Raw genomic sequence first — 21,084 nt, 5'->3', positions numbered from 1 at the left:
ATAATTTAAAAGGTTTTTTTTATGGCGACAATAAAAGATGTTGCACATTTAGCTAAAGTTTCTGTTGCGACAGTCTCGCGAGTGATTAACAACGCCGAAAACGTTAGTGATACCACACGCGAAACCGTAAAAAAAGCCATGGAAAAATTAAGTTATTATCCTGATGCTAATGCTCGTGCATTATCACAACAAAACTCTAATACTATTGGAATTGTTGTGGCTGACGTATCCGATCCATTTTTTGGCGCTATGGTTAGCACGGTAGAAAAAGTTGCATCCAAAACAGGACATTTTTTGCTAATTGGTAATGGTTACCATAATGAACAACAAGAATATAATGCAATAACTCACTTAATAGAGCATCGCTGCTCATCACTAGTCGTTCATGCAAAAATGTTACCCGATAGCAGATTGATAAAATTAATGGAGCAAGTGCCAGGGATGGTATTAATCAATCGGCTATTGAAAGGTTTTGAAAAGCGTTGTATTGCTCTAGATGACCGTTATGGTTCATATCTAGCCGTAAAACATTTAATCCAGCATGGACATACTAAAATTGGATATTTATGCTCTAACCATGAAATTTCTGACTCGTCCGATCGGTTACAAGGCTATAAAGATGCATTAATTGAACACAATATTGATGTTAATGAAAACTTTATTGCCTTCTCCTCACCTAATGAAGAAGGAGGAGAACAAGCAATGATGTCACTATTGGAACGTAATCGAGAAATTACCGCAATTGCCTGTTATAACGACTCAATGGCCGCTGGTGCAATGTCAGTGTTATATGATAACGACATAAAAATTCCAGCAGAAATTTCCATTATTGGATTTGATGATTTGCTACTTGCGCGCTATTTACATCCAAAATTAACCACCATCCGTTACCCACTTCATACAATGGCTGAACAAGCTGCGGAACTGGCATTATGCTTGGCAAAAGGCGAATCACCTTCAGCAAATTTAATTAATATATATACGCCCACCCTCTCTAAACGGTATTCAGTCTATCCAATTGAATAATTGATACAAAGTATAAATTAATCAAAGTATACCTACCAATGTAATCGCATACATAAAAAATTAAAATTATAAAAATAAAGTCAATCAAATAAAAATGTATTCGATTACACAAATGTTAACTTGATCACTGTTTTCAATAATTGAATCATTATAATTAAAAAGTCAAAAAAGATTTTAGACATTATCAGATATACTTGAACAAATGGAGAGGCTTATGAATCCGTCCCTAGATGATATTATCAACAGACAAGATTGGAATAATCTATCTGTATTAAGCATGAACAAACTTGATACCCATCCAAAATTTCATAGTTGGCGAAACAAGCAAAGTGCTAAAAATAATGCTGATTCAAGTGCCATTATTTCACTTAATGGTGACTGGTTTTTTAGTTATTATCAAAATCCTAAACAAGTACCTGTATCATGGTTAAAAAAAGAAATAGATAAAAATACTATTCCAGTTCCATCAAATTGGCAATTACATGGCTATGATGCACCTGTTTATACTAATATCCGATATCCATTTCCTTATAATCCCCCATTTGTTCCTGAAGATAACCCAACTGGTTGCTATTCTCGCTATTTTAAAATTGATAAAAAATGGTTAAATAAAGGGGACACAAGAATTATATTTGATGGTGTCAGCTCAGCATTTCATCTTTGGTGTAACGGCAATTGGGTTGGCTATTCACAAGACAGTCGCATCGCTGCTGAATTTGATTTAACGCCTTTTTTAAAAGAAGGTGAAAATCGAATTGCTGTATTAGTATTGAAATGGTGTGATGGTAGTTATTTAGAAGATCAAGATATGTGGCGATTAAGTGGTATTTTCCGTGGAGTTTCACTACTTAACAAACCAAAATCACATTTGAGTGATATTCATGTTAAAACGGAGCTTGACGCTTGCTATCAAAATGCAATATTAACATTGCAAGTTAACGTAAAGCATGACAGTGAGATGGACATGCTAAATGTCGGTATTGAGTTATGGCAAAAAGACAAACTCATTCTTGAACAAACGCAACCAATCGGAGTATCTTTTGTTGATGAAAAAGGTGGATATAATGACCGAATGACATGCCATATCCCCGTCAATAAACCACAATTGTGGAGTGCCGAAACCCCAAATCTTTACCGACTAGTTGTTAGCTTAAATCATAAGAAAACCGGCTTGATTGAATCAGAGGCTTATAATATTGGTTTCCGAACTGTTGAAATCAAACATGGGCAACTCTGTTTAAACGGTAAACCACTTCTTATTAAAGGAACTAACCGCCACGAATTTTATCCTGATATGGGCTATGCTGTTACCGAACAAGCCATGTTGCACGATATCAAGTTAATTAAACAGCACAACTTCAACGCTGTACGTTGCAGCCATTACCCTAACGATCCTCGTTGGTATGAACTTTGTGATGAATTTGGACTATACGTAGTTGATGAAGCCAATATTGAATCGCACGGCATGTTCCCAATGTCTCGATTATCTGACGATCCTCGTTGGTTAGCAGCTTATAGTGAACGAGTAACTCGCATGGTTCAACGTGACCGAAATCATCCTGCCATAATTATTTGGTCATTAGGAAATGAATCAGGGCACGGGGCAAATCATGATGCACTATATTCATGGATAAAAAGCAATGACCCAACTCATCCAGTACAATATGAAGGTGGTGGTGCCAATACTAAAGCTACTGACATTATTTGCCCTATGTATGCCCGAGTTGAACAAGATCAACCTCATCCTAATGTGCCTAAATGGGCGATAAAAAAATGGATATCCATGCCAGATGAAGAGCGACCACTCATTTTATGTGAATATGCTCATGCAATGGGAAACAGTCTAGGTGCATTCTATAAATATTGGCAAGCCTTTAGACAATATCCTCGATTACAAGGAGGATTTATTTGGGAATGGGCTGATCATGGTATTCGTTGCCATACCAAATCTGGCGAAAGTTATTGGGCTTACGGTGGTGATTTTGGTGAAGCATATCATGACAGACAATTTTGTTTAGACGGTTTAGTGTTTCCTGATCGCCAAACACACCCAAGTTTAATTGAAGCTAAAAAAGTACAACAACCTTTCCAATTTAAACTTGTAAACCAAAAACCATTAGTTATTGAAGTAAAGAGTGAGTATTTATTCTATACTACTAGCAATGAAACATTAGAATGGGAATTGTTGGTTGATGGTAAAATCCAACTGAGTAGTAAAGTTAAACTGACTATTTCTCCTAATAACCCTATTGAACTCAAACTTATAGATGACATTGATAATAACTTTGATGGTGAAGACTTACACTTATCACTCAGAGTCATCCAAAATAGAGCTACTACTTGGTCTCCAGCAAAACACGTTGTGGCTTGGGAACAATTTAAATTAACCAATAGGTTTATTCCACAATTAGCATTTAGTAACAATAAAACATCACTAAAATTAACTGAAAATAAAAACGAATTTGTTGTTAATTGGAAGAACCAAAGTTGGCAAATCAACAAAAAAACTGGCCAACTTAGTCAATGGAGCAAAAACAAAAAACCATTATTAGCCAGCGCTATTGCAGATCAGTTTATACGAGCACCAATCGATAATGATATTGGAATTAGTGGTGACTTTGACAGTAATAACAATCCATATGCATGGGTCGAACAGTGGAAGGCGGCGGGTTACTTTGATTTAAGCCACAAATGTTTAGCAATAAGAGCATCACAAACTGAGAATTATGTGATCATTGAAGTTTTGCACAGCTACTCGGTGAAAAAACGCAAAGTTATTCAAAGTAAGTGGGTACATCAGTTTGATCTAGATGGTATCTTAACTATCTCAGTTGAAGTGGACATTGCCAATGACATGCCAGCACCAGCTCGTATAGGTTTGACGTATCAATTAAAAGGGATACCAAAACAGGTGAAATGGCTTGGCTTAGGACCACATGAAAATTATCCAGATCGAAAAACTTCAGCGATTTTTGGTGATTGGTCATTACCATTTTCTGAACTTTACACACCTTACATTTATCCATGTGAAAACGGCCTACGCTGTGATGTAAAACAATTAACACTTAATGAGATGATGATTACTGGTCATCAATTTAAATTTAACATCAATCAATATGGAACAAAACAGTTGATGGAAAAAAGCCATAGACACTTATTAGAACCACAACAAGACGCCTATGTCAGTATTGATGCTTATCATATGGGAATAGGCGGTGATGATTCTTGGACACCAAATGTTCACAGTGAATATTTACTAACCGATAAACATTATCGATATCAACTAAAATTTACATGTTGATTTACATAATTTCTTCAAAAAATTAAAGGCACAACTATTTGTGCCTTTTTATTTAAGTTAAATTCTCACCATCAAACAATTTATCAAGTTTCTCAATAAACTCTTGTTTTGGTAGGTGGTAAAAAATACCTTTATCAGGAAGCCCACGTAAGAATAGATAGTAAACTCCGCCAAAATAAGTTTCATATCGATAGTCTGGTAAACGACTTCGCAAAAATCGATGCAACGCCAAACAATAAAGTTGATATTGCAATTCATAACGATGCTCACACATTACTTGATTTAATGCTTGCTCAGTATAGGCCTCTATACCATCACCTAACCAATTTGATTTATAGTCAACAATATAATATTTACCTTGATACTCAAACACTAAATCGATAAATCCCTTTAACATGCCTTGTACCGTTTCAAAATCTAAAGGTGGACACTGTTTAGATAAATCATCGTATTGTTTGCATAAACTATCTAGTTGCGAGCTAGTCACGGCATGGCGAATAGGAAAATAGAATTGTAGTTCATTAATGCATTTGCTATTTAAAATACTGGCTAATGTCGAACAATCTTGATGTAGCTTAGTTGTTAATACTTGTTGAAGCCAATCATTTAGTACCCTTAACCAAGGTTCATCTAAACCCAATTTTTTAATCGTAGTTGTACATAATTCATCGGCATTACTTGGCGTTAAATTTTCCATAATGGAATGTAACAATGTACCAACATAAGCACCTTTGGGGAAATGATGAATGTCATATTGCACCTCAGATAATAAAGAAGCATCTGGCGGTACACGACTCTCACTCCAATCACTAGCTAAATTAAAACCATTGTTATGTTTTTGTAACTCGGTATAGCTTGTCACTCGCCAACTATTAGATAATTTACGTTTAAATTCATTAGCAGCCAGTAACATATTAGGAGCTTCTGTGGCATTATACTGCTCCCCCAATATAGGTAATTGTAGTTCAACCAAATCAGCAAATTTACCAATCGAGCGTAATTGGCCTTTTAATAAATAATCAATTGCTGATTGACTCTTTTTCAATGATGCTAAGCCAACACTACAATGATAGATTGAGCGCGTCATCGCCACATAAAGTAATCGTAGATCTTCAGCTAAACGTTCATCTTCAATTTGTTGTTTGACATCATCGGTTAATAACCAAGCATAAGTGGGTTGATAATCATTATTTTTATCATGATAAAACTGACTATCTGAATTACGAAATTGGGCAGCAAATGGTAACCATACAATAGGAAACTCTAAACCTTTTGATTTATGGATCGTAATAATTTTTACTAAATTTTCATCGCTTTCTAAGCGTTGTTCATGATTTTCTATATTAGAGTCAGGGCTGACAATTTGCCTAGATAACCAACGAACCAAAGCATGTGGGCTATCTAGTTCATCAGCGGCTTCTTGCAACAATTCGCCTAAATGCATAAAGTTAGTTAATGTACGCTCACCATTTGGGCTAGCTAGGATATTTTCAGCTAACTTACGCTTTTTCATCATCCGCCGCAACATTACTAATACACCATAATATTGCCAAATAATCTGGTACTGTTTGAACTCCTCTATCAACCCTTCCCATTTATCTTGATCATCGATAATTTGCTCCAGCTCGGCCATTGTTTGCCCTAATAGGGTCGTCATTAAAGCTAAACGCAAAGCCGCTTCATTTTCGGGCATTAAAACAGCTTGTAATAGATAAAGAATCTCTTGTGCTTCTTTAGATAGGAATACGCTATTGCGATTGGATAAATAAACGCTTTTAACCCCAAAAGCAGCCAATTTTTGTTGGATGATTTCGGCTTCGCGCCCAGTTCGGACTAAAATCGCAATATCAGCAGTGGTGATTGAACGATGCTCATCTTTATCCTTTATCAAAATTGTTGGATCTGTCAACCAAGTCACAATTTGCTTAGCGCAACAGCTAGCAATATGTTCTTGATAATCTGTTTTTGTGGTAACTTCATCAGGTAATAAATAGGCTGTTAACGCATTAACTTCACGTTGATTGATGATCAATCCTTTATGCTGATTTCTTTCAGCACTTTCCATTGGAAAAAAAGAAATATTTTCAAAAATAAAAGGATTATCATGATTGCTAAATAGTGCATTGACTGCATCAACCATAGACGATGAGGAGCGATGATTAACCTGCATAGTAAAATTATTATCACCGGTTGATAATTTCGCTTTTAGATAAGTAAAAATATCCGCACCACGAAAACTATAAATAGCTTGCTTCGGATCACCAATAAACAGTAAACCGGTTGATTCAGGATAACGACCATAGATACGATCAAAGATTTTATATTGCACAGGATCAGTATCTTGAAATTCATCAATCAGAGCCACGCAATATTTTTGCGCAATACTTTGTGCTAATCGCTTTCCATTTCTAGCTCGTAAAGCGCAATTTAACTGGCTTAATAAATCGTCAAAACTTATCTTACCAAGTTTAACTTTTTGCGCATAAATACCTTTTTGAATGACGCTAACGATATCCATTAAAATTTCGCTACGTAAATCAATAGCACTATTGCATAACCGATCGATCTTTTCAAAAACAACATGAACAGGAGGATCTTTATCTTGCTTAGTTTTTTCAATTAAAATCGATTGGCTAAATTTAGTTAATTCACTAGGTATTTTGAATGATTGGGTGGGTAATTGGGCCCAAGCAGTCACTTTAGCAAACCAATTCGGTAAAAAGCGGTTATTATAAGATTGTTTATTAACTCCTGATCGAGCAATGATTTCAGGAAGATCTGCAACAGAATCTAACCACAGTTTTTTAACTAATTCGATCTGCTCAAGATGTTTTCGATAAAACTGCTCGATCTTTTTAGTAATGTCAAAATTCTCTTCTTGCGATTGATCAAATTCAAAATTTAAATAAGGATTAATATCTGATAATAACGATTTTGGATCTTGCCAATAATCAAGAATTAAATAAACTAACGCTCTATCAAGCGGAACAAAATAGTGACGCCAAAAATCTTGGACAACTTGTAACTTTAGGTCTTGCTCATCAGTAATTAGCGTCTGCTCAAACAGTACCCCAGATTCAAAAGCATGGCTAGTTAAAATGCGTTGACAAAAACCATGGATAGTATAAATCGCTGCATCATCCATTGATTGTTGAGCTTGAGTTAGTCTTTGTATAGCATCATCTGTATCTTCAACTAAATCAATTAGCTGTTGATAGATAGGATCTTCATGACGACCTTGTAAAAGTCCTAAACGCAGTTCTTGGATATTTTGTCTTATTCGCGATCTAAGTTCTTGAGTTGCAGCTTTTGTAAAAGTCACAACTAAAATTTGATTAACCTCTAGCGGTGTAGGATAGTTATTTTTACCAATCCCAAGTAATAACCGGAGATAAATGAATGCGAGCGAATAGGTTTTACCAGTCCCAGCCGACGCTTCGATCAGCGTTCGACCTGTTAACGGTAAATCAAAAAGATTAAGTTTTTTTATTCCACTACATGAAACCATTCTAACTTTCCTGCCGCATTGGATGATAGTTCAACACAAGCAATAGCAGCTGTAGGAAACATTGGTGGTGAAACATCTGGACATAATTCATTAACCAAATAACCAACTAAAGGAAGATGGGAAACAATAATTACATTCTCGATCCCTCGAGCGGGAAGTGTCATTAATAAATCGGCAATATGGGAAGGACTTCCACCTGGCACCAAAAAATTATCAGTTTCAACTTTAGGTATGTGGCAGTATGAAGACAATTCAGAGAAAGTTTGTTGTGCTCTTAGATAAGGACTAACTAACCCTAAATCAAATTTGAAATCTTGCTGATTAAGCCATATACCAGCCAAACTGGCTTGTTTTCTACCAAAATCAGTCAATGATCGACTTGCATCAGATGAAGCAGAAAAACCTGCTTCACCATGCCTCATAATACAAATCTTCATAAAACAGGGATTAACGTAATTTTAATTGGAAGATCATACATTCTGCACCACAACAGAAAGTAAATTTAGCTGTCAATTTATAGCCATTTTCTACTTTATCGATGCTGCTATTGATTTCGCAAGGTTCTGTTTCAACATCTTTAGCTGCTTGTGTCAAAGAGGCTAATTTTGCTTTTGCTTCTGATTCAGTTGTGAAAATATTTTCATATTCTGCACTACAATCTTCATTATCAATAATTGTGCCGACATCAACACAACAACAAGCTGGTGTTTCATTAGCTTTACATTTATTTAGAGAATCTGTCATCCTATACCTCTGTTCACCAATTGAATTGGTATTAGTATACTCTGAATAAACACCAAGGGCAAAATGTAAAAAAGCTTTACCACGGCAAAAATTTTTAGCGTATATTAGTTCCTAATTTTTATATTTTTGAATTAATTTGTAATATTATGGAACAGTATAATCACGTTCGTAAAATGGCTATTTTAGTAGCGGCAACCTTCTTCATGGAAAATCTAGACGCTACGGTGATAACCACAGCAATTCCCGCAATGGCGAAATCATTTTTAACTAATCCACAAGATTTATCTATCGGTATTAGCGCCTATATGTTAGCACTTACAATTGGCCTTCCCGCGAGTGGCTGGATCGCAAATCGATTTACAGCTTATCGTGTCTTCTCGATTTCAATTATATTATTTATGTTGGCATCAATATTGTGTGCTTTATCGACTAACCTAACCATGTTTACTATCGCAAGATTGATTCAAGGTTTAGGGGGATCATTAATGGTGCCAGTAGGTAGAACAGTAGTACTAAGTCGAACTGAAAAACAGCATCTTGTTAGCACAATATCAATTCTCGTTTGGCCAGGTTTAATTGCACCATTGATGGGACCAATTATTGGTGGATTCTTTGCCCAATATCTCACTTGGCATTGGATATTTATCCTCAATATTCCATTAGGCTTTATTGCATTATTTTTCGCTCATCACCTATTACCTAAAGAACTACCTGAAAAACGCTCATTTAATATTGTTGGATTTATCGCTTGTGGCTTAGGCTTATTATTGTTTGTGTATGGACTTGAAATGGTTTCCCACTCAAATAGTCGTTTATGGCTAGCTCTCGGCACTTCCTTTGCAGGTTGCCTAATATTAATCTTCGCCTATTATCATCTCACGCATACACAATACCCATTAATTAGCCTATACGCATTTTCAAAACGCACATTTAGAATGACCTTCTTTGGAGGTTCACTAATACGGATGGGTTTAAACAGTGCTCCATTTATTTTACCACTAATGTTTCAAGTCGGTTTTGGATGGTCACCATTAACAGCTGGTTCCTTATTACTTTCACTATTCGCAGGAAATATCATTTTCAAAACCATTAATACAACTTTAATTCACAAGTTTGGGTTTCGTAAAATTCTAATCGTTAATGGTCTATTATTGTCATTTAGTTTTGTATTGTGTGCGCTCTTCACGCCAAAAACACCAATCATTTGGATTATATTGGTTCTATTCTTTTCTGGTGGTGCACGTTCGATCCAATTTACTACAATAACAACCTTAAGTTTTTCAGAAATTGAAAAAAACGAAATGCAAAGCGCTAATATTTTATCAACCCTTTTTCAACAACTAAACAACGTGCTAGGCATTGTTTTAAGTGCCTTATTTCTATTTATTGCGTCAAGCTATAATGGACATAATCAGATAATGGTTGAAGATTTTCGGTTAGCATTATTTATGGTGGCAGGAATGACTTTATTGGCGATGATTGATTTTATCACGTTACCCAAAAATGCTGGCAACAATTTAAATGAAAAAAAACCTCTGCCATAAGATGCAGAGGTTTAAGATGAATTAAAGTCCTAAAACTTAGGTGCTGATGGGCGACCCCGTTTTTTCGCAAAACCTTTATCCTTAGACTCAGGTTTACTACTTCTACTTCCACGCTTAGCTTCAGATGGTTTACCTGTAACTAAACTCATTTTCATCGGTTGATTTAGCACTCTAACGCGCTCAAAGTGCTTAAGGATATCTTTAGGCATACCTTTTGGTAATTCTACTGTTGAATAAGTCTCGTAAAGTTTGATATTACCAATATAGCGACTACTAATATCAGCTTCATTGGCAATTGCACCAACAATATGGCGCACTTCAACACCGTTTTCTTTACCAATTTCAATACGGTACATATCCATCTCGCCAACATCTCGACGCTCACGACGTTTTGGAGACTCACGATTATCGCCTCGTAAACGACGCTCACCACTTCGACCATCACGATACTCTCTTGTTGGTTTAAAGACCGGATCAGGAGGAAGAATTAACGGACGATCACTTTGTGCTAAACGTAACAGTGCAGTTGCAATCGTTTCAAGATCTGCACCACTATCAGCTTGGATTTGAGTTAATAACGATTGATACTGATCTAAATCCGCACTCTCAAGTTGTTGTTGAACTTGCTGAGTAAATTTAGCCAAACGACGTTTTTCAAGCAATTCTTTAGATGGTAGTGCCACTTCCGGAATGGGTTTCTTGATAGTTTGCTCAATATTTTTAAGCAAACGACGCTCACGACTATCCACAAACAAAATCGCTCGCCCTGCTCGTCCAGCGCGTCCAGTTCGTCCGATACGATGAACGTACGATTCAGAATCAAGTGTAATATCATAGTTAATTACTAAACTAATACGCTCAACATCTAACCCACGTGCTGCAACATCGGTTGCAATTAAAATATCTAACCGACCATTACGTAAACGATCGAGTGTTTGTTCTCGTAGTTGTTGCGTCATATCACCATTTAAGGCTGCACAACTATAACCATGTTTTTCTAATACTTCTGCTACTTCTAAAGTTGCAGTTTTAGTACGCACAAAAACAATCGCAGCATCAAAATCTTCAGCTTCTAAGAAGCGCACAATTGCTTCATTCTTACGCATACCGCGTACTAACCAATAGCTTTGATCAATATCGGGAGCCGTTTGATTAGTCCCTTTGATTTGCACTTCTTTTGGATTATGCATAAAACGTTTAGTAATACGACGAATTGGGGCTGGCATAGTTGCTGAAAACAGCGCCGTTTGATGATCTTCTGGAATTGAAGCCATAATGCTTTCAACATCATCAATAAAGCCCATTCTTAGCATTTCATCAGCTTCATCTAATACTAAACCTTTAAGATTAGAAAGATCTAAAGTCTTACGGTTTAAATGATCTAATAAACGACCAGGTGTCCCCACAACAATTTGAGGGCCTTGTTTTAATGCACGCAATTGCACATCATAACGTTGACCACCATAAAGAGCTAATACTTTAACCCCTTTTACATATTTAGAATACTCAGCACAAGCATCAGCAACTTGAATAGCTAGCTCACGTGTTGGTGCTAAAACCAATAATTGTGGCGCTTTCAAATTAGCATCAATATTCATTAAAAAAGGTATTGAAAAGGCTGCAGTCTTACCACTACCTGTTTGAGCCATACCTAATACATCATTACCCTCTAAGAGTAAGGGAATACATTCAGCTTGGATTGGTGATGGTTTCGTAAAACCAAGATCATTTAATGCATTAAGGATTTCCTCAGATAAACCAAGGTCAATAAAAGATATTTCTTTTGTCATGTAAACTCGCTTATAAATTTGCCTATATACGCTTAATATTTGGTTAGGATTACATTTGATCGTTATTAATCAAGATAATTCATGAGGATTACTGCATACATCACAAATTATGACTATACCAAAATAAAGAAGCCTATATAAATTTATGCCAGCTCACTAAATTGAAAATTTACAACTCACCCCAATAACTAACAACCAATACTTACTCAATCAAATAGCCATTTATTCTAATGCAATTGATATTTGAAAAAATACAATTGATAAGAAACATGTAAAGAATCGAGAATATATTTTGGGCAAATCAGAACTACGCTATAACAATATTTTCACTTTTAAACTGGCATGACCCTTGTTACTTTTCGTCAAGTAACTTAATTTCATAGAGCGCCTGTTGATGTTCAACAAAGTTATAAATATTATTTGCTAAAGCATATTTAAATAACATTTTGGCACGCTCATTGTTACCTTTACTTTGGTAATATTTACCTAAATAAAAGTAAGCTTCACAAAGGCGCTCGGCTAATTGCCGATCATTTTCAACACCTTGTTGAAGGTTTTGCATTAATTTAGATTCGCTTATCTTACCTAAATAAAATGCAATGATATTACTGCCATAACTCGATTTATCGTTAATAAGATCGTAACGTTTTTGTAGCTGAGTTAAGGCAGCTTGTTTATCTATTTCTTTTTCAATCAAATAAAGCCATAAAATTCGAATAGGCTCATTGACATCATATTTATAAAATTTTTCTGCATCAAGCTTTGCAGCTTGATAATGCCCTGTACGATACAGAGTTACTGCACGATTAAAATAGGCATAAGCATAAGAAGAATCCAGCTCTAATGTTGTATTAAACGCCATCATCGCATTATCGAAATCACCGTCTCTTAACGCATAAGTACCCAGAAAATTATATACATCTGGAATTTCTGGGTTAAAGCTTAAAAGATGGTTAAAATCACTTTGTGCAAATGCTTTAAAACCTAATGAATCGTAAATAATTCCTCGTTCAAAAATAAGCTGCATCCTAGATGGGGTATCAAGATCGCGACTTGATAACTGCTGACTAATTTGCGCTATTTTCAATTCATCGTCATAGGTAACTTGCTCAGGAGCAACAAGTAACGGCTGAGAATTTGAACAACCTGACAAAATAATGACTGCAAGAATACAGCACAACATCCTCAGGTTGAATAATCTCATTTTTTAACTCCTGGTGAATAATATCTTATTCAGCTGCTGGCTCAACATCAGAATTCGGCTCAACAGCATCTTTCATACTTAAACGAATTCGACCTTGGCGATCAATTTCAAGTACTTTAACATTCACTTCTTGACCTACTTTCAAGTAGTCTGCAACTTTCTCAACACGGTGATCAGCTATTTGAGAAACATGAACAAGTCCCTCTTTACCACCAATAATTGATACAAAAGCACCGAAATCAACAATACGGGTTACCTTACCAGTATAGATTTTACCAATTTCAACATCAGCAACTAAATTGTTAATACGTTCGATTGCATCTTTAGCCTTATTGCCATCAGTTGCCGCAATTTTAACTGTACCATCATCAGTAATTTCAATGGTAGTACCAGTCTCTTCAGTTAGTGCACGAATCGTAGCACCACCTTTACCGATAATATCGCGTATTTTATCTGGATTAACATTCATCGTATAGATACGAGGAGCAAATTCAGAAATTTCCTGACGAGGTTTATTAATTGCTTGTTCCATCACCCCTAAAATATGCAAGCGAGCACCTTTAGCTTGATTTAATGCAACTTGCATAATTTCTTTAGTGATACCTTCAATTTTGATATCCATTTGAAGTGCACTCACACCTTCACGGGTACCGGCTACTTTGAAGTCCATATCACCTAGATGATCTTCATCACCTAAAATATCAGATAACACCACAAAGTTATCGCCTTCTTTCACAAGCCCCATTGCGATACCTGCAACAGAAGACTTAATTGGCACACCAGCATCCATAAGCGCTAATGAAGCACCACAAACTGAAGCCATTGAAGAAGAACCATTAGATTCAGTAATCTCTGAAACAACACGAACAGTATATGGGAACTCTTCTTTACTTGGCATTACAGCAGCAACACCACGCTTAGCTAAACGACCATGACCAATTTCGCGACGTTTTGGCGAACCAACCATGCCAGTTTCACCTACTGAGTATGGAGGGAAGTTGTAGTGTAATAAGAATCGCTCAGTATACTCACCAGTTAACTCATCAATAATCTGAGCATCACGTTCAGTTCCTAATGTTGCTGTCACTAGTGCTTGAGTTTCACCACGCGTAAATAAAGCACTACCATGCGTTCTTGGTAATACATTGGTACGAATATCAAGCGCACGAATCATATCTTTTTCGCGACCATCAATACGTGGCTCACCAGCGATAACACGTTGACGAACGATTTGACTTTCTAAATCAACAATAATATTGATAACTTCGTTTTCATCAAGCTCTTCGTCTTTCTCTTTAAGTACCGCTAACACTTCTTCTTTAATCAAATCGATTTGTGCATAACGAGCTTGTTTTTCAGTGATACGATAAGCCTCACCTAAACGAGCTTTAGCTAAGTCAGAAACAGCATTAAACAGCTCTTCATTTTTAGCTGGTGCAACCCAATCCCATTTTTCACAGTTCGCTTTCGCTACAAACTCATTAATATTATCAATAACAACTTGTTGTTGATCATGACCAAAAACCACCGCAGCTAACATCTGATCTTCAGTTAACAAATCAGCTTCTGATTCAACCATTAACACGGCACTTTTGGTACCTGCAACAACCAAATCTAAACGGCTTGATGCTAGCTCTTTAACTGATGGATTTAGCACAAACTCATCATTGATAAAACCAACACGTGCTGCACCAATTGGGCCATGGAACGGTACGCCAGATAAACAAAGCGCAGCCGATGCACCAATCATCGCCACCAAATCAGGGCTAACATCTGGGTTAACAGAAACCACTGTTGCAATGATTTGAATCTCATTAACAAAACCTTCTGGGAATAAAGGACGAAGCGGACGGTCAATTAAACGAGCAATTAACGTTTCGCCTTCGCTCGGACGACCTTCTCGTTTAAAGAAACCACCTGGAATACGGCCTGCTGCATAAGTACGTTCTTGATAGTTAACGGTTAAAGGAAAGAAGTCTTGCCCTTCTTTCACTTTCTTATTAGCTACTACAGTCACAAAAACCGCAGTATCGTCCATATTGACCATAACCGCAGCTGTTGCTTGACGCGCCATAATACCCGTTTCTAATGTAACTGTATGACGACCATATTGAAATTTTTGATATGTCGGATTAAACAAAATAAATTCCTCTTGTTATAAATCATGTTGAAGTTTGATATTTCGACAGGAAGCAGCGCAATGCTGGAACATATTGATACACACTTCAACCATGTGGGGGATACTCAACAAAAGATTATTTCACTGTCACGACTAATGACAAATCTATAAATTATAGAGCTCTCATTAGTCGCGCGAAACATGAGACATAATCTTCTATTTTTATTAATTTTTCTCTACAAAGCAATTAAACATGCTTTTCGAGCTCAGCATTATAGCAAAGCCCTAAATTTATACAACGAAAAAGAGGCCTAAGCCTCTTTTCAAGTAGATAAATATTAGCGACGTAAACCTAGTTTTTGAATCAACTGGTTATAACGGTCAAAGTCTGTACGACGTAAATAATCTAATAATTTACGACGGCTAGAAACCATACGTAATAAACCACGACGGCTATGGTGATCTTTCTTATGCTCAGAAAAATGACCTTGTAAATCATTAATACGCGCAGTTAAAAGAGCGACTTGAACTTCAGTTGAACCAGTGTCGTTAGTACCACGACCATATTCAGCAACGATTTTCGCTTTTGCTTCTACAGTTAGAGACATAATAAACCTCTTAAAATAAATAAAAAAATGGAATGACCGATCTCTAATTCAGACATTCCTCGGTATTCATATAATCAATATATGAATTGTGCGCAATTATACTGGAATTTATTGAAATAGCAATTTGATTTAGTAATTTAAAACGCTTATTTAAGTTTAAAACCATATTCTTCTTGGATAAGCTTTTTCAACGCTTCAATATAATTTTGCGCCGACAAACTTAATTGCGCTTTTTGCGAAGTTATCCAACCGATTAAAATCTTCTCATCAACGGCCAAAGGAATAGACAAAATATCCGAACCATTCAAATCAGTACTGAGCACGCCAGTACTAATTGTATAACCATTTAACCCATGCAATAAATTAAACAACGTCGCTCTATCACTTACATGAATACTTTTCTTATGATAGACGGTACTTAAAATCTCTTCCGAAAAATAAAAAGAGTTATATTCACCCTGTTCAAAAGAGAGATATGGAAAATCCTCCAAATCTTCAAGCGTCAACGACTTCATAGCAGCTAAAGGATGATGGGTGCTAATAAACACATGAGGATCGGCTTCAAACAAAGGATTAAAAGTAAGACGATGCTCTTTAAGCAGTCGCAAAATCACCTTTTGATTAAAATCGGTCAGATACAAAATACCCACTTCACTACGCAAATTGGCAACATCAGTAATAATGTCGTAAGTCCGCGTTTCTCGTAAGGTGAACTCATATTCATCTGTATGATTCTTCTTGATTAAATTAACAAACGCATTAACTGCAAACGCATAATGTTGCGTTGAAATACTGCATAACTGCTTAGAGGGTTCTTTTTTTGAAAAATGTTGCTCCAACAATTGAGCTTGATCTAAAACCTGCTTAGCATACCCCAAAAATTCCACACCATCAGCCGAGAGTGAAACCCCTTTTGATGTTCTTACAAAAATCTCGATACCGAATTCGGCTTCCAAATCCTTAACCGCAGTAGAAAGACTAGGCTGAGTAATATAAAGATTCTTAGCAGCCTCATTAATCGAGCCTGAGCGAGCTATTTCTAAAATGTAACGTAATTGTTGAAGTTTCATGGCATCACTTAATGGATTGTTATAAGCAAATCATTTTGCAATATAAATTTAACTATATATTAAATATAATTATATGTGCAGTAAAAACTATAGCTCAAAAAACCAATTTAACAAAATAGATAGACTAGTTTAATTTAATATAGCATTTTGTTTACAATATAATTCATTGCTGTTATTCACCTTTGGATCGTCGATAATTATCATACTTACTCAATTATCTAGTATCAATATATCTTACCAGTTTCCTATATAGATACCACAATGATAACAAATCACTTCTTCAATTTAGTAATTAAATAAATTTTTACTGAATTTTGTACGATTTATCCCTATGTATATAGGGCCCCCCCTTCGGTCAGACTGCGACTTGCGGTTTACACGGTTTATCCCTATGTATATAGGGAACACGGCGTTACGGTTACTAATTTCAAGCAGACGCCCGGTTTATCCCTATGTATATAGGGAACACGATTTAATCAATAATAAGCAAACTGCGTTACGCGGTTTATCCCTATGTATATAGGGAACACTACTATATCCCCTGGAACTCGTTTCAATTTTTCGGTTTATCCCTATGTATATAGGGAACACTAATTATGTTCGCTGCTGATTCCGGGGCCCGACGGTTTATCCCTATGTATATAGGGAACACGTAATAACCAGAATATATTTGATTTATCTTCGCGGTTTATCCCTATGTATATAGGGAACACTCTTATTATAACCAATTGTTTTATAATTAAAATATTAACCTGGATTTTTCTACCAACTTTTTTGTGTTTTTTTATATCTAAGATAATAATCATAACAACAAAGATATAGTGCTACAGTTTTGTACAAGAAATTTAAGAAATATTTATGGTTTAGAAGAAGATATTTAATATGAAATTATTCAATACCAAATAATTTTTGTAAAAAAGATTGAGGAGTGTATACCGTTTCATTTTTGTAGTCTTTTAACTTCAACTACAAAACAACAACAAGTTTGTTATGAAAACCCTACTTATTAGTATAAAACGGAATAACTAAAAGAAGTTTTCATAGATAAGTTTGATACTCATAATGGTGGAAACGGTAATAAGCATTGGCCTTATCAATTTTCGCCCTTTAGCGATAACCATTTTTGCCCCTAATCTTGCGCCAATAAATTGACCAACAAGCATAACAAGACCAATTGACCATACCACTTCTCCACCAACAATAAAAAAGATTAAGCCCGCTAAGTTAGAGGTAAAATTGAGTACTTTGGTATGTGCAGTGGCTTTGGTTAAATTAAAACCGGCAAGGGTGATATAGGCGAGTGCGTAAAATGAGCCAGCTCCGGGCCCAAAAAAACCGTCATAAAATCCGATAGCTAATGCTGGTAATAAGGCGAATTGGATTATGGTTAGGCGACTTTTACGGTCATTTTCACCAATGGTCGGGGAGAGTAAAAAATAGAGCCCGACACTAATAGTTAAGATCGGTAAGAGTAATTTTAAGAAGTCAGCTTGTATATGCATGACGGATAATGTGCCAAGCGCCGAGCCAATAAAGGCACAGGTAATTGCGAATTTTTGCTGTTTTAAATCAACCATGCGTTCACGAATAAAGTAAAGGCTGGCAGAGAAAGATCCCCCAGTACTTTGTAATTTATTGGTGGCTAAAGCGCTGGCTGGCGGTAAGCCTACCGCCAAAAGAGCCGGTACCGTTAATAGCCCACCGCCACCAGCGATAGAATCAATAAAACCAGCCAACATGGCTATAAAAAAAAGTAAAGCCAGTAATTCGTAACTCATGATTATTTTACATCACTACATTGTGCTCGATGTCGAAGATAATGATCCATTAAAACAATTGCAACCATTGCTTCAGCAATTGGTACTGCTCGGATACCCACACAAGGATCATGTCGGCCATGCGTCGATACTTCAACGCTATCACCATAAACATTAATCGACTGCCCGGCAATTTCAATACTTGGCGTAGGTTTTAAAGCAATACTTGCCAAAATGGTTTGCCCGGAGCTAATACCGCCTAAAATACCGCCAGCGTGATTAGATAAAAAGCCTTCAAGGGTAATTTCATCACGATTTTCACTTCCGCGTTTGTTGACAGTAGCAAATCCGTCGCCTATTTCAACGCCTTTGACGGCATTGATGCTCATTAGGGCATGGGCAAGATCGGCGTCGAGTTTGTCAAAGACTGGTTCTCCTAACCCTACTGGCACATGCTCAGCCACTATACAAACTTTAGCACCGATAGAATCACCCTCTTTTTTTAGTTTTCTTAGTAATTCATCAAGAGCTTCCAATTTGCTTTCATCAGGGCAAAAGAAAGGATTTTGGTCTACTTGTTGCCAATCTTTTAGTTGGCACTCGATATCACCCATTTGAGCTAGATAGCCGCGAATAGTGATACCCAGTTTTTCATGTAAATATTTTTTAGCAATAGCACCTGCAGCAACTCGCATGGCGGTTTCACGAGCTGATGATCGACCGCCACCACGATAATCACGAATTCCGTATTTTTTTTGGTAGGTGTAGTCAGCATGACTAGGTCTGAAGATATCTTTTATTTTGCTATAATCTTGCGAACGTTGGTCAGTATTTTCAATAAGTAATCCAATGCTGGTTCCTGTAGTTACCCCTTCAAATACACCTGAAAGAATTTTTACTTGATCCGCTTCGCGACGCTGAGTTGTATAGCGAGATGATCCTGGGCGACGACGATCCAGGTCATGTTGCATATCGGATTCGTTTAAACTCAGTCCTGGTGGTACACCATCGACAATGCATCCTAATGCAATGCCATGTGATTCACCAAAGGTAGTGACTTTAAATAATTTACCAATTGAATTTCCTGCCATAGTTCTCTATTCCGATTTTATTTTTTATATTTAATTTAATTAAAATAGTGTTGATAAGCTTTTAGGTCATTATTGGTCAGTGAAAATACACCTAGTCCACCATGTTCAAAAGTTATCCAGTTAAATGGTACGTCTGGATACTGTTCTTGTAAAGATACCCAGCTGTTGCCGACTTCGCAAATTAATAAGCCTTCTGGTGTTAAATAGTTACTTGCATCATATAAAATTCTTTTCACTAAATCTAACCCATCAAGCCCAGCTTCAAGCGCCAATTTTGGTTCATATAAAAATTCGTCTGGAAGATCATTCATGTCTTCATCATCGACATAAGGCGGATTAGTGACGATTAAGTCATATTTGTTATCAGGTAATCCATTAAACAGATCAGATAGAATTGGGGTGACTTGATATTGCATATCGTGCATTTCAATATTGGTTTGAGCAACATCAAGAGCTTCAAGTGAGATATCGGTAATATCAACTTGCGCCTCAGGGAAGGCATAAGCACAGGCAATCCCAATACAGCCACTACCGGTACAAAGATCTAAGATTTTCTTTGGTTGACTAATAATTAAGTCTTTAAATTGATTGTTAATCAATTCGCCTATCGGAGAGCGAGGTATTAATACTCTTTCATCAACATAAAAGCAGTGACCACAAAACCATGCTTGATTGGTTAAGTAAGGTGTTGGTAAGCGATCAGTAAGTCGCTTATTGATGATCGCATTTAATTGTTGTTTTTCATCGCTAGTTAGATTTGATGCATAAAACTCAGGGGGAATAAATAATGATAAGCCTAACGTTGCTAAGATAAGTTGTTTAGCTTCATCTATAGGATTATCTGTTCCATGCCCTAGAAAGATATCTGATTGACTAAGTTGTGACGTGGTCCAGCGTATATAATCCTGAACGGTGCGTAAATTTTCCATATTAACTCCGGAAGATCAAGGAGAAGATGAGGTTACTCGTCAGGTCATTAACCTTGTGCGAATATGTCACCAGTAATGAGATAGAACCTCTGGGTTCTTTGCTGCAATGACTAAATAAATTTTAATGGCGGTGAGGAAGGGATTCGAACCCTTGATACGTTGCCGTATACACACTTTCCAGGCGTGCTCCTTCAACCACTCGGACACCTCACCTTAATTTAGCACCCGCTTTAAAAAAGCAGGGTGCATACTATAATTATCTGGACTAAATTAATCAAGTCTTAATTCATGCAAACAACAACGCCAAAAGCTGCAATAATGGATAAAATTAATACGGTTGCAACTAAAGCATATTTTAAGTCAGTACACATAGTCTTTTCTCCTTACTTTTGT

At 36.4% G+C, this 21,084-nt stretch carries 15 protein-coding genes, 1 tRNA gene and 1 CRISPR repeat array; of the genes, 3 read left to right on the top strand and 13 right to left on the bottom strand.

The genetic code is table 11. The features are described from left to right. Positions 1-21: 21 nt before the first annotated feature. Both J3U23_RS01585 and J3U23_RS01580 read left to right on the top strand, forming a co-directional pair. A complete protein-coding gene (locus J3U23_RS01585) occupies positions 22-1,026 on the top strand; it encodes a substrate-binding domain-containing protein (RefSeq protein WP_065734305.1) in 1,005 nt (334 codons plus the stop codon). Between the two features lie 202 nt (positions 1,027-1,228). After that, positions 1,229-4,327 (top strand): beta-galactosidase, encoded by a 3,099-nt coding sequence (locus tag J3U23_RS01580; protein ID WP_416380115.1) that lies wholly within the window; start codon positions 1,229-1,231, stop codon positions 4,325-4,327. Between the two features lie 52 nt (positions 4,328-4,379). Here J3U23_RS01580 and recB read toward each other — a convergent pair whose 3' ends face one another. From recB to J3U23_RS01565, 3 genes are read right to left on the bottom strand one after another with little or no spacing between them, the layout of a single operon-like run. Next, positions 4,380-7,835, bottom strand: a complete 3,456-nt coding sequence (recB, locus tag J3U23_RS01575; RefSeq protein WP_267338253.1) for an exodeoxyribonuclease V subunit beta — start codon at positions 7,833-7,835, stop codon at positions 4,380-4,382. After that, the gene (sixA, locus tag J3U23_RS01570) at positions 7,814-8,257 is read right to left on the bottom strand and encodes a phosphohistidine phosphatase SixA (protein WP_218058379.1); all 444 of its coding nucleotides are present in this window, start codon (positions 8,255-8,257) and stop codon (positions 7,814-7,816) included. The genes recB and sixA overlap by 22 nt, the downstream gene beginning before the upstream one ends. A 25-nt stretch (positions 8,258-8,282) precedes the next feature. After that, positions 8,283-8,579: a YfcZ/YiiS family protein gene (locus J3U23_RS01565; RefSeq protein WP_065562196.1), complete on the bottom strand. Its 297-nt coding sequence runs from the start codon at positions 8,577-8,579 to the stop codon at positions 8,283-8,285. Between the two features lie 146 nt (positions 8,580-8,725). On the opposite strand from J3U23_RS01565, the gene J3U23_RS01560 reads away from it, so the two are divergent. Then, positions 8,726-10,123 (top strand): MFS transporter, encoded by a 1,398-nt coding sequence (locus J3U23_RS01560; protein WP_267338252.1) that lies wholly within the window; start codon positions 8,726-8,728, stop codon positions 10,121-10,123. A 29-nt stretch (positions 10,124-10,152) separates the two neighbouring features. On the opposite strand, the gene J3U23_RS01555 is transcribed toward J3U23_RS01560, so the two are convergent. The 10 genes from J3U23_RS01555 to J3U23_RS01510 form a co-directional block, all read right to left on the bottom strand. Beyond that, on the bottom strand, positions 10,153-11,913 hold the full coding sequence (locus J3U23_RS01555) for a DEAD/DEAH family ATP-dependent RNA helicase (RefSeq protein WP_081299458.1): 1,761 nt from the start codon (positions 11,911-11,913) through the stop codon (positions 10,153-10,155). Positions 11,914-12,265: 352 nt separating this feature from the next. After that, positions 12,266-13,117: a lipoprotein NlpI gene (gene nlpI, locus J3U23_RS01550; protein ID WP_065734300.1), complete on the bottom strand. Its 852-nt coding sequence runs from the start codon at positions 13,115-13,117 to the stop codon at positions 12,266-12,268. 25 nt (positions 13,118-13,142) lie between these two features. Continuing rightward, the gene (pnp, locus tag J3U23_RS01545) at positions 13,143-15,257 is read right to left on the bottom strand and encodes a polyribonucleotide nucleotidyltransferase (RefSeq protein WP_065562199.1); all 2,115 of its coding nucleotides are present in this window, start codon (positions 15,255-15,257) and stop codon (positions 13,143-13,145) included. A 317-nt stretch (positions 15,258-15,574) separates the two neighbouring features. Next, on the bottom strand, positions 15,575-15,844 hold the full coding sequence (gene rpsO / locus J3U23_RS01540) for a 30S ribosomal protein S15 (RefSeq protein WP_065562200.1): 270 nt from the start codon (positions 15,842-15,844) through the stop codon (positions 15,575-15,577). A 146-nt stretch (positions 15,845-15,990) separates the two neighbouring features. After that, positions 15,991-16,914, bottom strand: a complete 924-nt coding sequence (locus tag J3U23_RS01535; RefSeq protein ID WP_065562201.1) for a LysR family transcriptional regulator — start codon at positions 16,912-16,914, stop codon at positions 15,991-15,993. Positions 16,915-17,233: 319 nt separating this feature from the next. Then, a CRISPR array of direct repeats spans positions 17,234-17,627; the repeat unit is 29 nt; unit sequence CGGTTTATCCCTATGTATATAGGGAACAC. A gap of 312 nt (positions 17,628-17,939) precedes the next feature. Further along, positions 17,940-18,692, bottom strand: a complete 753-nt coding sequence (locus tag J3U23_RS01530) for a TSUP family transporter (RefSeq protein ID WP_220225047.1) — start codon at positions 18,690-18,692, stop codon at positions 17,940-17,942. Positions 18,693-18,694: 2 nt separating this feature from the next. Continuing rightward, complete coding sequence (gene aroC / locus J3U23_RS01525; protein ID WP_267338251.1) at positions 18,695-19,762, bottom strand: chorismate synthase; 1,068 nt, start codon at positions 19,760-19,762, stop codon at positions 18,695-18,697. A gap of 35 nt (positions 19,763-19,797) precedes the next feature. Next, complete coding sequence (prmB, locus tag J3U23_RS01520; protein WP_267338250.1) at positions 19,798-20,691, bottom strand: 50S ribosomal protein L3 N(5)-glutamine methyltransferase; 894 nt, start codon at positions 20,689-20,691, stop codon at positions 19,798-19,800. Between the two features lie 125 nt (positions 20,692-20,816). After that, positions 20,817-20,904, bottom strand: a tRNA-Ser gene (locus tag J3U23_RS01515). A gap of 68 nt (positions 20,905-20,972) precedes the next feature. Beyond that, positions 20,973-21,062: a YnhF family membrane protein gene (locus J3U23_RS01510; protein ID WP_141673908.1), complete on the bottom strand. Its 90-nt coding sequence runs from the start codon at positions 21,060-21,062 to the stop codon at positions 20,973-20,975. Between the last annotated feature and the right edge of the window lie 22 nt (positions 21,063-21,084).

Origin of the sequence: Gilliamella sp. B3367, from assembly GCF_026536825.1 — a bacterium.
GTDB classification, from domain to species: domain Bacteria; phylum Pseudomonadota; class Gammaproteobacteria; order Enterobacterales; family Orbaceae; genus Gilliamella; species Gilliamella apicola_E.
This window is presented reverse-complemented; position numbering and strand designations above follow the sequence as displayed.

Coding starts and splice junctions, on each gene's coding strand:
- J3U23_RS01585 (WP_065734305.1), top strand. CDS start 22: ATGGCGACAATAAAAGATGTTGCACATTTAGCTAAAGTTTCTGTTGCG.
- J3U23_RS01580 (WP_416380115.1), top strand. CDS start 1,229: ATGGAGAGGCTTATGAATCCGTCCCTAGATGATATTATCAACAGACAA.
- recB (WP_267338253.1), bottom strand. CDS start 7,835: ATGGTTTCATGTAGTGGAATAAAAAAACTTAATCTTTTTGATTTACCG.
- sixA (WP_218058379.1), bottom strand. CDS start 8,257: ATGAGGCATGGTGAAGCAGGTTTTTCTGCTTCATCTGATGCAAGTCGA.
- J3U23_RS01565 (WP_065562196.1), bottom strand. CDS start 8,579: ATGACAGATTCTCTAAATAAATGTAAAGCTAATGAAACACCAGCTTGT.
- J3U23_RS01560 (WP_267338252.1), top strand. CDS start 8,726: ATGGAACAGTATAATCACGTTCGTAAAATGGCTATTTTAGTAGCGGCA.
- J3U23_RS01555 (WP_081299458.1), bottom strand. CDS start 11,913: ATGACAAAAGAAATATCTTTTATTGACCTTGGTTTATCTGAGGAAATC.
- nlpI (WP_065734300.1), bottom strand. CDS start 13,117: ATGAGATTATTCAACCTGAGGATGTTGTGCTGTATTCTTGCAGTCATT.
- rpsO (WP_065562200.1), bottom strand. CDS start 15,844: ATGTCTCTAACTGTAGAAGCAAAAGCGAAAATCGTTGCTGAATATGGT.
- J3U23_RS01535 (WP_065562201.1), bottom strand. CDS start 16,914: ATGAAACTTCAACAATTACGTTACATTTTAGAAATAGCTCGCTCAGGC.
- J3U23_RS01530 (WP_220225047.1), bottom strand. CDS start 18,692: ATGAGTTACGAATTACTGGCTTTACTTTTTTTTATAGCCATGTTGGCT.
- aroC (WP_267338251.1), bottom strand. CDS start 19,762: ATGGCAGGAAATTCAATTGGTAAATTATTTAAAGTCACTACCTTTGGT.
- prmB (WP_267338250.1), bottom strand. CDS start 20,691: ATGGAAAATTTACGCACCGTTCAGGATTATATACGCTGGACCACGTCA.
- J3U23_RS01510 (WP_141673908.1), bottom strand. CDS start 21,062: ATGTGTACTGACTTAAAATATGCTTTAGTTGCAACCGTATTAATTTTA.